This is a genomic window from Streptomyces sp. NBC_01506 (genome assembly GCF_045040295.1).
In the GTDB taxonomy this organism is placed as follows: Bacteria; Actinomycetota; Actinomycetes; order Streptomycetales; family Streptomycetaceae; genus Streptomyces.
This window is the reverse complement of sequence record NZ_CP109422.1, coordinates 3,436,277-3,450,431: the sequence shown is the minus strand read 5'-3', so window position 1 is coordinate 3,450,431 and position 14,155 is coordinate 3,436,277. Positions and strand designations below refer to the sequence as shown.

12 protein-coding genes, 1 pseudogene and 1 riboswitch are annotated in these 14,155 nt (G+C 71.8%); of the genes and pseudogenes, 7 read left to right on the top strand and 6 right to left on the bottom strand.

What is annotated here, in order from left to right; translation table 11 throughout:
* The first annotated feature begins 34 nt into the window (after positions 1 to 34).
* The 3 genes and pseudogenes from OG329_RS14900 to OG329_RS14890 all read left to right on the top strand — a co-directional run bounded on the left by OG329_RS14900 (position 35) and on the right by OG329_RS14890 (position 2,791).
* Positions 35 to 798 (top strand): annotated as a pseudogene (locus tag OG329_RS14900) (SAM-dependent methyltransferase).
* A 96-nt stretch (positions 799 to 894) separates the two neighbouring features.
* The gene (locus OG329_RS14895; protein ID WP_405795570.1) at positions 895 to 2,160 is read left to right on the top strand and encodes a hypothetical protein; all 1,266 of its coding nucleotides are present in this window, start codon (positions 895 to 897) and stop codon (positions 2,158 to 2,160) included.
* Positions 2,161 to 2,272: 112 nt separating this feature from the next.
* Positions 2,273 to 2,791 carry a DoxX family protein gene (locus OG329_RS14890; RefSeq protein ID WP_405795568.1) on the top strand — a complete coding sequence of 173 codons (519 nt, stop codon included), beginning with the start codon at positions 2,273 to 2,275 and terminating at the stop codon, positions 2,789 to 2,791.
* Here OG329_RS14890 and OG329_RS14885 read toward each other — a convergent pair.
* Together OG329_RS14885 and OG329_RS14880 are read right to left on the bottom strand one after the other, a co-directional pair.
* Positions 2,698 to 2,961 (bottom strand): hypothetical protein, encoded by a 264-nt coding sequence (locus OG329_RS14885; protein ID WP_405795566.1) that lies wholly within the window; start codon positions 2,959 to 2,961, stop codon positions 2,698 to 2,700. The genes OG329_RS14890 and OG329_RS14885 overlap by 94 nt on opposite strands.
* Positions 2,948 to 4,276 carry a PspC domain-containing protein gene (locus OG329_RS14880; RefSeq protein ID WP_405795564.1) on the bottom strand — a complete coding sequence of 443 codons (1,329 nt, stop codon included), beginning with the start codon at positions 4,274 to 4,276 and terminating at the stop codon, positions 2,948 to 2,950. The genes OG329_RS14885 and OG329_RS14880 overlap by 14 nt, the downstream gene beginning before the upstream one ends.
* 177 nt (positions 4,277 to 4,453) lie before the next feature.
* Here OG329_RS14880 and OG329_RS14875 point away from each other — a divergent pair, with 177 nt between their 5' ends.
* Positions 4,454 to 5,860, top strand: a complete 1,407-nt coding sequence (locus OG329_RS14875) for a PspC domain-containing protein (protein WP_405795562.1) — start codon at positions 4,454 to 4,456, stop codon at positions 5,858 to 5,860.
* A complete protein-coding gene (locus tag OG329_RS14870; RefSeq protein WP_405795561.1) occupies positions 5,857 to 6,585 on the top strand; it encodes a LuxR C-terminal-related transcriptional regulator in 729 nt (242 codons plus the stop codon). The genes OG329_RS14875 and OG329_RS14870 overlap by 4 nt, the downstream gene beginning before the upstream one ends.
* Positions 6,586 to 6,613: 28 nt before the next feature.
* Here OG329_RS14870 and OG329_RS14865 read toward each other — a convergent pair whose 3' ends face one another.
* Positions 6,614 to 7,003, bottom strand: coding sequence for a hypothetical protein (locus OG329_RS14865; protein WP_405795559.1), 390 nt, complete (start codon positions 7,001 to 7,003; stop codon positions 6,614 to 6,616).
* A gap of 86 nt (positions 7,004 to 7,089) precedes the next feature.
* Entirely contained in the window at positions 7,090 to 8,130 is a 1,041-nt protein-coding gene (locus tag OG329_RS14860; RefSeq protein ID WP_405795557.1) for an NlpC/P60 family protein, read from the bottom strand.
* Positions 8,131 to 8,418: 288 nt separating this feature from the next.
* Here OG329_RS14860 and OG329_RS14855 point away from each other — a divergent pair, with 288 nt between their 5' ends.
* Positions 8,419 to 8,661 (top strand): hypothetical protein, encoded by a 243-nt coding sequence (locus OG329_RS14855; protein ID WP_405795555.1) that lies wholly within the window; start codon positions 8,419 to 8,421, stop codon positions 8,659 to 8,661.
* A 36-nt stretch (positions 8,662 to 8,697) separates the two neighbouring features.
* On the opposite strand, the gene OG329_RS14850 is transcribed toward OG329_RS14855, so the two are convergent.
* Both OG329_RS14850 and OG329_RS14845 read right to left on the bottom strand, forming a co-directional pair.
* Positions 8,698 to 9,807 carry a hypothetical protein gene (locus tag OG329_RS14850; protein ID WP_405795553.1) on the bottom strand — a complete coding sequence of 370 codons (1,110 nt, stop codon included), beginning with the start codon at positions 9,805 to 9,807 and terminating at the stop codon, positions 8,698 to 8,700.
* A 135-nt stretch (positions 9,808 to 9,942) separates the two neighbouring features.
* Positions 9,943 to 11,127, bottom strand: a complete 1,185-nt coding sequence (locus OG329_RS14845) for an NlpC/P60 family protein (RefSeq protein ID WP_405795551.1) — start codon at positions 11,125 to 11,127, stop codon at positions 9,943 to 9,945.
* Positions 11,126 to 11,287: riboswitch (cyclic di-AMP (ydaO/yuaA leader) on the bottom strand. It overlaps the preceding gene by 2 nt.
* Before the next feature lie 202 nt (positions 11,288 to 11,489).
* On the opposite strand from OG329_RS14845, the gene OG329_RS14840 reads away from it, so the two are divergent.
* On the top strand, positions 11,490 to 14,078 hold the full coding sequence (locus tag OG329_RS14840) for an ATP-dependent DNA helicase (RefSeq protein ID WP_405795549.1): 2,589 nt from the start codon (positions 11,490 to 11,492) through the stop codon (positions 14,076 to 14,078).
* Positions 14,079 to 14,155: the final 77 nt, after the last annotated feature.

Genomic DNA, 14,155 nt, shown 5'->3' with positions numbered 1-14,155 from the left:
CACCGCGCCGACCGCGTGTGCGAACGTCTCGGCCATGTCCGACCACGACGAACTCAACGCCATCCTCGCCGCCCCCAACAACCCCCTCCTGACCTGGAACGCACCCCTCTCCGAAGACCACGCCCGCTTGCTGATCGACGCCTGCGCCGTGCCCGACGGTGGGCGGGTGGTTGATCTCGGGTGTGGCTGGGGCGAGTTGCTGTTGCGGCTGGTCGACGGGCTCCCGGCAGTACCGGAGACGGGGTGGAGAAGGACCCCGCCGCCGTGGCGCGTGGGCGGCGGCTCGCCGAGGAGCGGGGGCTGGGTGGGCGGGTGACGTTCCACGAAGGGTCCGCCCATGTGTGGCCGGGGACCGGCTACGACCTCGCCGTCTGTATCGGGGCCGTACACGCCTGGCCCGGTACGACCCGTGAGGCGCTGCGCGCCCTGCGCGCGGCCGTGAAGCCCGGCGGGCGGGTGCTGTTCGGGGACGCGTACTGGACGCGGAAGCCGACCGCCGCCGCCCTGGCGGGACTTGGCGGCGCCGAGGAGGACGAGTTCGTCGGTTCGCTGGACGATCTGGTCCGGGCCACCGCCGACGCCGGCTTCGCCCCGCTGCGTACGACCGTCGCCGACGAGCGCGAAATGGACCTCTTCGAGTCCAACGGCCGGGCCGGCTGGGGCGAGCGCTGGGCGAGCGAGCACCGGGACCACCCGCTGCACGCCGCGGCCCGCGAAGCCGCCGCCGGGTACCGCACCGGCTATCTCGGGGGCTACCGGGGGTACTTCGGCTTCGCGTATCTGGTCCTCGGCGTCTGACACCCTCCCGGATACGGCACAATTCCCAGTCACAGCAAGGTAGTTCACCCAGAGGATCCACATGGGTGCGGGGCGGGCGGGAAGGCGGCATTCGGCGTGGCGGTGCAAGTGGCGGGACAAGGCACGCACGGCGGGGGCTGTACCTGCGGGAACTGCCCGCACGGGGCTCCGGAGGGGCATCGGCGGGCGGTCGCCGCGTTCCTCGCCAAACGGGAGGAGTTCGCGGCGGGGCAGGGTCTGCCCGCCGCCCTCGCCCACTCCCCGGGCGCGTCCCGGCAGTGGGTGTCCGACGAACTCGCCCAGTCCGCGCGCGCCGTCGCCGACCGCAGCCGGGAGGCGGGTGAAGCCTGGCTGCTGGCCGTGTGGCGGCGCACGCTGATCGTGGTGTGGGGCGCCGTCGCGGTGTTCGCGCTCGCGCTGGCCGGGACCGCGATCGGCGCGGGCTGGACCGTCGCCCGTACGGCGGGGCTCCTCGCCGCCCTCGCCGTGGCCGGACTGCTGACCGGCGCGGCCAGGCTGCACCGTACGCGCGGCGGCCTCCTCGCCCCGGTCATCGGGGAGGACAACCGGCTGTCGACCTCCCGCACCGTCGCCTCCGCGTGGGTGCTGCTGCTTGTCTTCGCCGTGCTGGTGCTCGCGCTCCAGCTCGCCGGCGCGTCGGAGAACGACGCGCGCGACGAACTGATCGCCGGGCTCGAACTCGCCCGTGGCGCGGGCATGTTGACCGTGCTGGCCGTGGTGTGCGCGATCGCCGTCGTCGTACGCCGAGTGGTGGGCGTACGCGTCACGGACCGGCGGCTTCAGAAGGTACGGGCCGAGCGTCCGCGCCTCGCCGACCTGCTCTGCGACGATGCCGGGCGCGGCAGCTTCGCCGACGTCCAGTACACGCTGGTGACGGCCGTCGCCGTACTCTTCTCGGCCGTACGCCTGGCCCGCCGCCCCGAGCAGTTGCCCGACCTGCCGTGGGCGCTCGCCCTGCTGGTGACGGTCTCGGCCGCCACCTACTTCGCCGGGAAGTGGGCGGAGGGCGGTCGCCCGGTGGTGCTGTCGGTCGTACGGGCGAGGGAGGCCGGGGATCTGGACGCACCGATCCGTACCGGTGACGACATCGAGATCCGGGGGACGGGTTTCGTACCGCCGGGCGCGGGCACACCGGACCGACTGGGCGCGATGGTCGTACGGATCGGGCCCGTCCATGTCCACGTACCACTGGTCCCGGTCCCCGGCGGCTTCCGGAACCCCTCGGACACGGTGCTCACCGTGCCCGTGCCGGTGGACGTCGAGCCGGGGCGCCTCGATGTGCAGGTGGTGACGGCGGCGGGCGTCGAGACCAACCGGATGCCGATCGACGTCGTGGACTGAGTCACGCGCCGGCGGCTGAGCGTGATGTCCGTCGCATCCGTATGCATGCGCGAGGCGCGCGGGGACAATCGAGCCCTGCGAGTGACGTGGGCGGCGGAGAGGCAGGCGCGCGATGGCGCACGGATACCGGACAGACACCTACGGGACGATCGGCGGTGAGCGGCGGGGCTGGAAGGACACGGCGGCCACGTACGCCCTGGTGCCGCTGCGGATCTTCCTCGGCGTGACCTTCATCTACGCCGGACTCGACAAACTCACCGACAGCGCCTTCATGTCGGCGACCGGGCCCGGTTCGGTCGGCGAGCTGATGCGCGGCGTGCGGGACAGCTCGGCGATACCCGCGCTCGTCGACCTGGCCCTCAAGAGCCCCGAGGGCTTCGGTTACGCCATCGCCCTCGGCGAACTCGCCGTCGGCCTCGGCATCCTCGTCGGGCTGCTGGCCCGGCTCGCGGCGCTCGGCGGCGTGCTGATCTCGCTGAGCCTGTGGCTGACCGTGAGCTGGCAGACGGAGCCGTACTACTACGGCAACGACCTCGCCTACCTCATGGCCTGGCTGCCGCTCGTGCTCGCGGGTGCCTCGGTGTTCTCCCTGGACGCGGCCCTCGCCGACAGGCGGCGCCGGATGCGGTAGTCCACCAGCGCCACGGCGGACGCCAGGAAGAGACCGCCGCAGATGATCGGGATCATCACGAACCACGGGGCGTCCCACCAGCCCCCCGCGTCACCGGCGAACACGGTGGCCGCACCCATCACGGCCAGACCGGCCACCAGCTTGCCCGGCTTGAACTCATGCAGCGGCACGGGTCACCTCCACCTGTCCGACACCGACTTCGAGCCGCAGGTCCAGTGTGCCCGCCGGCTTCACGCCCTTGGGCGGGGCGACCGTACGCGTCCGCTGCTGGGCCGGTGAGAGGTCGATGTCGTTCGGCGGCTCGCCGGGGAGTTGGATGTCGCCGAGGCCCGCCTCAGCGTGCACCTTCAACGTCACGTCGCGCGGTACGACGACCTTCAGCTTCCCGGCGGAGACCTCCGCCTTCGTACGGAGGGTCGTGCCCGCCGGGACGCCGACGGCGGTCAGGTCGAGCTTCCCGACACCGGTGCCGAGTTCGTACGAAGGCGCCACCGAGGCGACGGCCGCCGGGCGCCAGGTCTTACGGACCCAGTCGGTGCTGATGTCCTTGGGGATGGCCGCCGAGGCCGCGAGCAGTCCGGCGGTCAGGACGGTCAGGAAGATCGTGCCGACGCCCGTACGTCCCAGGAAGGCGCTCACGGCGAGGCCGAGGCCGAACACGGCGAGCGCGGCGGCGAAGCCGATCTGGAGGCTCGTACCGAGCGGATGGGTGTCCCACGACAGCCCCGTGCCGAGATTGCCCGCGAGCAGCGCCAGCAGGAAGACCCGCCCGCCGATCCGGCGCGGGCCCTGCCGCGCGCCCGGCGCCCCCGACGGCTTCCCCCTGCCCGCGCCCCGGCGCGACCCGCCCCCGCCGGGCCCACCGGTCCCGTCCGCCTCGTCGGCCGCGTCGTCGGGACCCCACAGATAGGTGGGCGGCGACCCGGGGCCCGTCGTACCGTCCTTGACGATCGGGTCGCGCCACCACGACGGACTGCCCGGCGTCGGCGGCGCCTTCGTCTCCGGGGGCGCCTCGGCCACGGCCGCCGCCGTCCCGTGGTCGAGCGGGCCGCCCTCCTGCGCGGTGGCGCGCCGGCGGTGCGACCAGACCGCCGCGCCGATCACGGCGATCGACAGCATCGTGGCGAAACCGAGCGTGTCGCCGTTGTTGAGCATCGACAGGAACAGACCGCAGCCCACGAGCGCGAGCAGCACGGCGATCAGCGAAGCGCCGTCCACGCGGCCCGACAGCAGCCGGCGCAGCTCGTTGTCGTCCTCACCGTCGAGCGGGACGAGCAGCCAGGCGATGCCGTAGAAGATCAGCCCGATGCCACCGGTCAGTGTCAGTACGACGACGGCGATCCGGAAGATGACCGGGTCGAGGCCGCAGTAGCGCCCCAGCCCGCCGCAGACGCCCGCGACGACCTTCTGCCGGGGCGCGCGCACCAACTGAGGAGGCGGCGGCTGCGCGGGCCGCGTCGAGGTGTGGGGCACGGACTGAGTCATACGTCCATGGTGACCGCCCGCCCGCCCGGTCTCCACCCGTCCCGACCCTGGCCCGTCCCTGATATTCCGCGCCGGCAGGCTCCGGGGCGGCCCGGGGGTGTCAGGGTCGTTCTCGGGGCCGCTCTCAGGGCGCAGCCCTGATGCCACGGGCCGCACCGCCGTGTGACCATCAATGGCATGCCGGTCGCCACGCCTACCCCACCCCCGTCGTCCTCGTCTTCGTCCTCCTCGTCCTCCTCGTCCTCCTCGTCGTCGTCTTCTTCTACTTCGGCCGCGGGATCGTCGAGCGCGCCCCGGAGCCGGAACCGGGCGTCAGGGACGGCACCAGGGGCCGACGAGCAGCCCCTGCGCAAGCTCTACCGCAGCGCGGACGGCAGACTGCTGGGCGGCGTCGCACGCGGGCTCGCGGGCCATCTGGGGCTGCCGGTCGGCTGGGTACGGCTCGTCTTCCTCGCCCTGTTCCTGGGGCAGGGGCTCGGCGCGCTGCTGTACGCCATCTTCTGGATCGTCGTCCCGCTGGGCGTCGGCGGCACCCCCACCGAGACGCGCCCGCTGTTCCACACCACCGGCGACGGGCGGCGCCGGCTCCGTAAACCCGACCGGGGACAGACCCTGGCGATCATCGCGCTGTTCGTCGTGGCGACCGTCTTCGTCGCCGGCGCCGACCTCGGCCGTGGCGGCAACTACATCTGGCCGACGCTGCTCATCGGCGCCGGTGTCGTCCTGGTCTGGCGCCAGGCCGACAACGCGCGCCGCGCGCAGTGGGCCTCGCTGTCGACCGACAACAGGCGCCGCAGGATCTTCCAGGTCGCGCGCGGACTCGCGGGTGTCGCCCTCGTCGGCATGGGCCTGACCGTCTTCATGGTCGTACGCGGCTCGGCCGCCCAGCTCGGCAACGTCCTTACGGCGGCCATCGCCGTCATCGCCGGAGTCGCGCTGCTCGCCGGGCCCTGGCTCGTACGGATGACCCAGGACCTGTCCGACGAGCGTCTGATGCGCATCCGCGCCCAGGAACGCGCGGAGGTCGCCGCGCACGTCCACGACTCCGTCCTGCACACGCTCACGCTGATCCAGCGCAGCGCGGACGACGGCGGCGAGGTGCGGCGCCTGGCCCGCGCGCAGGAGCGGGAGCTGCGCGCCTGGCTGTACAAGCCGGAAGGCACCGGCAAGGACGAGGAGAACGAACCCGACACCCTCGCCGAGGCGGTGAAGGCGACCGCCGCCGAGGTGGAGGACTACCACGGCGTACCGATCGAGGTCGTGGTGGTCGGCGACTGCCCGCTCGACGAGAAACTGACCGCACAGATGCAGGCAGCACGCGAGGCAATGGTCAACGCCGCCAAGTACGGTGGCGAGGGAGGCGCCGTGCAGGTCTTCGCGGAGGTCGAGGGCCGGACGGTCTTCATCTCCGTACGAGACCGGGGGCCGGGGTTCGATCTGGACTCGGTGCCCGACGACCGGATGGGCGTACGGGAGTCGATCTTCGGCCGGATGGAACGCAACGGCGGTACGGCGAGGGTGCGTTCGGCGCCCGACGGGGGCACGGAAGTGGAGCTTGAGATGGAGAGGGCGGCGGACGCATGACCGGCATCAGCGGGACGGGCGGCACGAGCGGCGGCGGCACGAGCGGCGAGGAAGAGGGTTTGACCAGGCGCGTGCGGGTGGTGCTGGTCGACGACCACCGGATGTTCCGCACCGGCGTACAGGCCGAGATCGGGCAGACCGCGACCACGGGCGTGGAGGTCGTCGGCGAGGCCGCCGACGTCGACCAGGCCGTCACGGTCATCACGGCCACCCGCCCCGAGGTCGTCCTCCTCGACGTCCATCTCCCCGGCGGCGGCGGCGTGGAGGTCCTGCGCCGCTGCGCGCCGCTGATGGCGGCGGCCGAGGACCCGGTGCGGTTCCTGGCGCTGTCGGTGTCCGACGCGGCGGAGGACGTCATCGGCGTGATCCGGGGCGGGGCGCGCGGCTATGTCACCAAGACAATCACCGGCACCGACCTGGTGGACTCGGTCTTCCGCGTCCAGGACGGCGACGCGGTCTTCTCGCCACGGCTGGCGGGCTTCGTCCTCGACGCGTTCGCCTCTACCGACGCGCCGCCGGTGGACGAGGACATGGACCGTCTCACGCAGCGCGAGCGCGAGGTGCTGCGGCTGATCGCGCGCGGTTACGCGTACAAGGAGATCGCGAAGCAACTCTTCATCTCGGTGAAGACGGTCGAGTCGCACGTCTCGGCGGTGCTGCGCAAGCTCCAGCTCTCCAACCGGCATGAACTGACCCGGTGGGCGACGGCGCGCAGGCTGGTGTGAGCCCGCCTCTTCAGGAGGTGCGGTCGGATCAGCTCGAACAGAGCCATTCGGTGACGTAGTCCCGGCCGTCGTGGTGCATGAGTCCCCGGACGCACTCGCCGCGTGCCGTGTCGAGCGTGCCGGTCAGCGCGGCCGAGCCGTCCTTGGTACGGAGGGTGCCGAACCAGCCGGGGAACGCGGTGATCCGCGCGTCCTTGCGCTGGTAGCCGAGCTGGACGGGGAGGCCGGGGCCCTTGGCGCGGCCGGCGCCGTGGCGTACGTAACGCGTGGTGAAAGCCCCCTTGCCGCCCACCGGGCCCTCGACACAGAGCCGGCCGCCGGTGAGGTCGCCGCAGCCCTTGGGGGTGACGCCGACCGGGGCGAGGACGAGCAGCGAGCCGACAGCGAGCGCGGTCGCGAAGGCCCGTCCGTGTCTCATGGCGTCATCGTCGTGCGACGGGCATGGCACGGCATCCGGGCTTGGGCCGGGTGGGCGCCGGGGGCTCCGGGGCGTTACGCGGGGCGTTACGCGGGGCGGGCCGCGCCCGCGAACGGCATCTGGTCGATCGGGGCCATCCGCACCACGGCGTCGGGCCGAGGGGCGTGGATCATCTGCCCGCCGCCGACGTAGAGCCCGACATGCGAGATACCCGAGTAGAAGAACACCAGGTCGCCTGGCGCGAGCTGGGCGCGGGTGACCCGTTGGCCCGCGTTGATCTGGGTGTACGTGGTGCGGGGGAGGTCCACTCCGCCGGCGCGCCAGGCGGCCTGGGTGAGTCCGGAGCAGTCGAACCCGTCGGGCCCGGTCGCGCCCCACACGTACGGCTTGCCGATCGCCCCGCGCGCGTACGCGACCGCGGCGGCGGCACGGGCGTTGGGCGCGGCCACGGTCGCCGTAGCGGCGTCGGCGGTCCCGTTGGTCCCGGCCGTCCCGGCGTACCGCGCGCGCTCGGCGGCGGTGAGCCGGTCGAGCAGCTTCCGGGCGTCCTCGAGCTTCTTGTTGACGGTGGACTTGTGTGTGGCCAGCTCCGCCTGACGCTGCTTCAGGTCGGCGAGTTTTCCGTCCGCCTTCGTACGGAGGCGGCCGATGTCGCCGAGCTGCGCGCGCATCCTGCTGACGGCCTGGGCCTGCTGGAAGCCGGCCCGTTCGGCGAGCGCCGAACCGCGCAGATACTCGTCGGGGTCGGAGCTGAGGGCGAGTTGTACGGCGGGGTCGAGGCCGCCCGCGCGGTACTGCGCGGTGGCGATCGAGCCGAGCGCGTCGCGCGAGACGTTGAGCTGTTCCGTACGCCGGGTGGCCTCGTCGCGCAGTCGGTCCAGCGAGGAGCGCGCGTCGTCCGCCTTCTCCTTCGCCCCGTTGTACTTCTCGGTGGCGGCCTCCGCCTCGTGGTAGAGCTTGTCGACCTTGGCCTTCACCTGCGCCGGCGTGAGCTGCGGCTCGGCGTGTGCGGAGCCTTCGAGACCGGTGGCCGTCGCGGCTCCCGCGAGGGCGAGCGTGGCCGCCGTACGGCCGTAGGGGCCGCTGAACGGGCGGTACTTGGATCGGGGTCGGCGGTGCGCTGCCACGGGGGCGTCCACATCCTTCGTTCCACGCAGGCCCGGATGGCCCTTACGGGACAGGACGCTAGGCGCGCGGGTCACGGACGCGCGCTGGCATGGCCGGTATTGCCCGAGGCCGGTAGATCGGCGACGGATTGTGGCCGCCGGGATCCCACCGGATTCGACACTTCCGGACAGAACCTGACCGATCCGACGACACCGGCACACGGGCGGGGGAACGGTGGTACGCGGGCCCCGGACCGGCCGGACTGTCAGTGGGCGCGGCTAGATTTTTCCCATGACCACTCTCGGGGAATGTCGGTCTACACCGCGCGGGCGGCGTGGACCGCGAACGGACCGCTCGCGTTCATGTCGTCGGACGACGGCGACATCCTCTTCGGCGACGGCCGGGTGCGGCGGCTGTCGTCCAAGCCGAGCCTCGCCGCCTTCACCCCGGACGGCCGCGCCCTGGTCACCGTCGGGGGCGCCGAACAGGACGAGATGGAACCCGTCGACGTCTGGTTCCTCGACGGCCCGGACGGCCCGGACGGCCCGTAGAGCCCATAAGGGAGAGGACGCCAGGGGCGTGTCCGCCTACGACCGCGTCGCCGCCCCGCACTCCCCGTCCGCGCCCGCCGTCCCCTCGGTCACCGGCCCGCTGCGGTCGTAGGGGTCGATCGCGGGCCCATCCGCGTCGGCGGCCTGCTCGGCTCCGTATTCGGGGACGAGGTAGCCGGTGGGGTCGCCGCAGCCGCCGTTGGTCATATGGACCTTGTACGAAACGAGGGAGAAGGACCCCCGCTCGGTGATCACCTTGGCGGGATCGTCCCAGTTCAGCACCGTCTCGCGGCGCACGATCACGCGCGCGACCTCGTCGTCGCCGCCGCTGTCCGCCGCCGCCCGCGTGACCGGGTAGACATACGTGACATCGGCGCTCACCTGGAGGGCACCGCGCTCGCCCTCCTGGTAGCTGATCCGCCCCCGTGTCTTGACGACGTCCCCGACGACACGGGTGTGCTCCTTGTCGAACCGGCTGAACAGCAGCAGCGGGTCGTTCTCCTCGCTCGGCGCGCGGAACGCGGTCGCCAGAAAGTCCTGGACGTCCTTCTGATGAGGATTGATCAGCGCGATCGCCTCCGCCGGCTGCCCGCCCCGCAGCACCGCCGGATCCAGACTGGACGCGGCGAGGAAGTCACGGCTGCTGTCGAGCGCGTCCTTCACCTGCGCCTCGCTCATCCACCCGGTCGCCTTGGCCACGGGCACCGTGATCCCGGCCGTCCCGCTGTCCCAGCGCTCCGCGGGCGACCCCTTGAACGGTTCGTCCAGCGTGGGCAGCCCGGCCGGCTCCATGGGCGGTGGCTGGTCCGGGCGCTCCGACTCCGCGGCGAGCGGCCCCCCGGCCCCGCCGTCGTCCTCGAACCACCCGGTGACGCGTCCCGGATCCAGCGCCACGGCCAGCAGCGCGACAGCGGCCAGCAGCCCGACGACGTACCGGCCCTTCAGCCGCCTCGGCCGCCGGGGCGGCTGGTGCGTACGCCATCCCTCCGGTGGCGCGGGCTCCTCCCGCAGCCGCCGCGTCACGATCCGGGCCCGCGCCGACGCCTCCTTGGGCGCGTCGGGCACGCCCTCCGCCGACTCCCGCAGGAATCGCTCCCACTCGTCGTCGGACACGGACGAACCGTCTTGATCCCCACCCGCGTTCATGCCGGACTCCCTCTCTCACCACCGCGGTGTTCGAGACCACCGCGACGGCCCCTCCCCAGGGCACTTTTTCGCATGATCGCACAGGCGGTGAGAGGGGCCCGTGAGACCCCGTGGGCAGCCCCCGGGAGCCAGGGCTCAGGCCGGGCGCACGCTGCCGTAGATCGGCATGTAGTAGATCGACTCCTCACGGACGTTCGCACCCGGCTTCGGCGCGTGGATCATCTTGCCGTCGCCCTTGTAGATGCCGACGTGGCTGATGTCGTCGTAGAAGAACACCAGATCGCCGGGGAGCAGATCCGCCGTGGCGACGCGCGTGCCGACCTTCACCTGGTCCCAGGTCGTACGCGGCAGTTGGACGCCCGCCGCCTTCCAGGCGGCGGCCGTCAGCCCCGAGCAGTCGTACGAGTCGGGGCCGGTGGCGCCCCACACGTACGGCTTGCCTATCTGGGCGCGGGCGAACGCGAGGACCTTCTCGGCCTTGGCCGCGTACGTACCGTCCGTGGCCCCCGAGCCGGTCCCGGTGTCCGCGCCGGTGTCCGTCCCGGTGTCCGTGCCGCCGGTGGCGGGCGCCTCCTCCTGCCGCGCCTCCTCCTGCCGCTTGCGCTCCGCCGCCTCCTCCTTGGCCTTCGCCTCGGCCTTGCGGCGCGCCTCCTGCTCCTTCTTCCGCTCCAGCTCGGCGAGCCGCGCCTTCTCCTCGGCCGTCAGCTCCGACAGCAGCGAGCGCGCCGCGGCGAGCTTGTTCTGGACTTTCTGCTTGCCCTCCTTGAGGGAGGTCTGCGACTCGGTCAGCGTTTCCAGGCTCTTGGTCGCCTTCGCGCGCTGCTGGGCCGCGGACCGCTGCTCCTTCTGGAAGTCCTCGACGGCCTCCTGCTGGCGGTCGGTCAGCCGGCTCATCAACTGGGTCTGCTCGAAGTACGACTCCGGGCTGTCGGCGAACATCAGGGCGGCCGTGGGACCGACCGCGCCCGCGCGGTACTGCGCCGCCGCATACGTACCGAGGGCGCGCCGCGCCTCGTTCACCTTGTCGGCGCTCTTGGCGACGTCGTCCAGGACCCGCTCGACCGACTTGCGCTGGGTGTCGGTCGCTTCCTTCGCCTTGTTGTACTGCTGCGTCGCCGTACCGGCCTGCCGGTACAGGTCGTCGACCTTCTTCTGCACCTCTTCCACCGAGGGCTTGGGCTCGGCCGGCGCGGCGGTGGCGCTCTGCGTCGACAGCAGCGTGACGGAGGCGAGGGCGGCCGTCGTGAAGCCGACAGCCGGAGTGTTCGCGCGCATGCCGGTCCGACTGCGCGATTTGCGATGCGACGCCAAGGTCGACATCTCCTTCCGTGGACCGCCTACCGGGTTAGCTGTCGGGTTCGGGCGGAACGGAAGGCTGCCCTACGGGCCAGGAACGCGGCCCGATTCACCCCGGTCGAACATGGTGGGTCCCCGGTTCCGAACCCCCCTTCGGGAAGCCCGGATTCGGCGCAGGCCGCCCGCCCGGCGCTGATCGCCGGTGGAGTACGGACCGCCTCGGCGAGCACGCTAGCCAACCTGTGGTGCCCCTGTGAAGGTTCGATTCCGATATGCCCGATACATTTTCGTGACCTTTCGCGTAAACGCTCGTCGGCGGCCCCGCGAGGCCGTGTGGCGCCATGCGGCGGCGGGCTGTCAGTGCGGCACCCTAGACTCAGGAAGCGATGAGCAGCCTTTTTGACGACAGCTTCCTGGCGGACCTCCAGCCCTCGGCCGAGGAGCCCCCGCCGCCGCCCGAGGACACCGTTCCGGAACAGGTGCCCGACGATCTCTTCGGAGGGAAGTTCGACGTGCCCCCGCCCAGGGATCCGTATCACCGCGACGGTGCCCCGCGCACGGTCGTGGACCCGGCGGCGCTGCTCGAGGGGCTGAACGACGAGCAGCGCGCCGCCGTCGTACACACCGGATCGCCGCTGCTCATCGTGGCCGGCGCGGGCTCGGGCAAGACCCGGGTGCTGACGCACCGGATCGCGTATCTGCTGGGGACCCGCAGCGTGCATCCCGGCGAAATACTGGCCATCACGTTCACCAACAAGGCCGCCGGCGAGATGAAGGAGCGCGTCGAGCAGTTGGTCGGACCGCGCGCCAACGCCATGTGGGTCATGACGTTCCACAGCGCCTGTGTGCGGATCCTGCGCCGCGAGTCGAAGCGGCTCGGTTTCACGTCGTCGTTCTCCATCTACGACGCCGCCGACTCCAAGCGGCTCATGGCCCTGGTCTGCCGTGATCTCGACCTCGACCCCAAGCGCCACCCCCCGAAGGCGTTCAGCGCCAAGATCTCGAATCTCAAGAACGAGCTGATCGACGAGGAGACCTTCGCCGGTCAGGCCACGGACCCCTTCGAGAAGACGCTGGCCGAGGCGTACCGGATGTACCAGGCGCGGCTGCGCGAGGCCAACGCGCTGGACTTCGACGACATCATCATGACGACGGTCCATCTGCTCCAGGCGTTCGGGGACGTCGCCGAGCACTACCGCCGCCGGTTCCGCCACGTCCTGGTGGACGAGTATCAGGACACCAACCACGCGCAGTACACCCTGGTGCGTGAGCTGGTCGGCCCCTCGGGCGAGGGACACGACCCGGCCGAGCTGTGCGTCGTCGGTGACGCCGACCAGTCCATCTACGCGTTCCGGGGCGCCACGATCCGTAACATCCTCCAGTTCGAGGAGGATTACCCGGACGCGACGACGATCCTGCTGGAGCAGAACTACCGCTCCACACAGACGATCCTCAGCGCGGCCAACGCGGTCATCGAGCGCAACGAGAGCCGGCGGCCCAAGAATCTGTGGACGAACGCGGGAGCGGGCGCCCAGATCACCGGGTACGTGGCCGACACCGAGCACGACGAGGCGCAGTTCGTCGCCGACGAGATCGACCGTATGACGGACGCGTCGGAGGCCAAGGCGGGCGATGTCGCGGTCTTCTACCGGACGAACGCGCAGTCGCGTGTCTTCGAGGAGATCTTCATCCGCGTCGGCCTGCCCTACAAGGTCGTCGGCGGTGTGCGCTTCTACGAACGCAAGGAGGTCCGCGACGTGCTGGCCTATCTGCGCGTCCTCGCCAACCCGGAGGACAGCGTCCCGCTGCGCCGGATCCTGAACGTGCCCAAGCGCGGTATCGGCGACCGCGCGGAGGCGATGATCGACGCGCTCTCGGTACGGGAGAAGATCTCGTTCGCGCAGGCGCTGCGCCGGGTGGACGAGGCGTACGGCATGGCGGCCCGCTCGTCCAACGCCGTGAAGCGCTTCAACACGCTGATGGAGGAGCTGCGTACGGTCGTGGAGTCCGGCGCCGGACCGGCGACGGTCCTGGAGGCCGTGCTCGAACGGACCGGCTATCTGGCCGAGTTGCAGGCGTCGACCGACCCGCAGGACGAGACGCGGATCGAGAACTTGCAGGAACTGGCCGCCGTGGCGCTGGAGTTCGAGCAGGAGCGGGCCCAGGCGGCGGGGGCGGACGCGACAGCGACCACGGACGCGGACGCGGGTGTGGACGCGGGTGCAGAGGGCGCAGGTGCGGAGGGCGCAGCGGGTGCGGGTGCGGCGGGTGCCGACTCCGATGAGGCGACGGCTGACGCTGACGCGGACGCGGTCGCAGCGGCCCCGTCCGGCACACTCGCCGAGTTCCTGGAGCGCGTCGCGCTCGTCGCCGACTCCGACCAGATCCCCGACGAGGACGAGGACGGCTCCGGCGTCATCACACTCATGACGCTGCACACGGCGAAGGGGCTCGAATTCCCCGTCGTCTTCCTGACGGGCATGGAGGACGGCGTCTTCCCGCACATGCGCGCGCTCGGCCAGGCGAAGGAGCTGGAGGAGGAGCGCAGGCTGGCGTATGTCGGCATCACGCGCGCCCGCGAGCGGCTGTATCTGACCCGGTCCTCGATGCGCAGCGCCTGGGGCCAGCCCTCGTACAATCCGCCGTCGCGCTTCCTGGAGGAGATCCCGGGCGAGCATCTGCACTGGAAGCGCACCGGCCCGATGGCGGCTCCGGCGGGACCGACGTCGGGGATCACGTCCTCGCTGTCCACGTCCCGCTCACGGTCGGGCCCCGCCGGCTTCGCCACGCGGCGCGCGACCGAGAAGCCGGTCATCTCGCTCGCGGTGGGGGACCGGGTCACGCACGACCAGTTCGGGCTCGGCACGGTCGTCACGGTGACGGGGTCGGGCGCCGACGCGCAGGCGACGATCGACTTCGGCGACTCCAAGCCGAAGCGGCTGCTGCTGCGGTACGCGCCGGTCGACAAGCTGTAGAAGCACGCGGACATACGGATGCGGCGGGCCGGGAGGCCCGCCGCATCCGTCGTATGCCTGGTGAGGTCGCTGTGCGC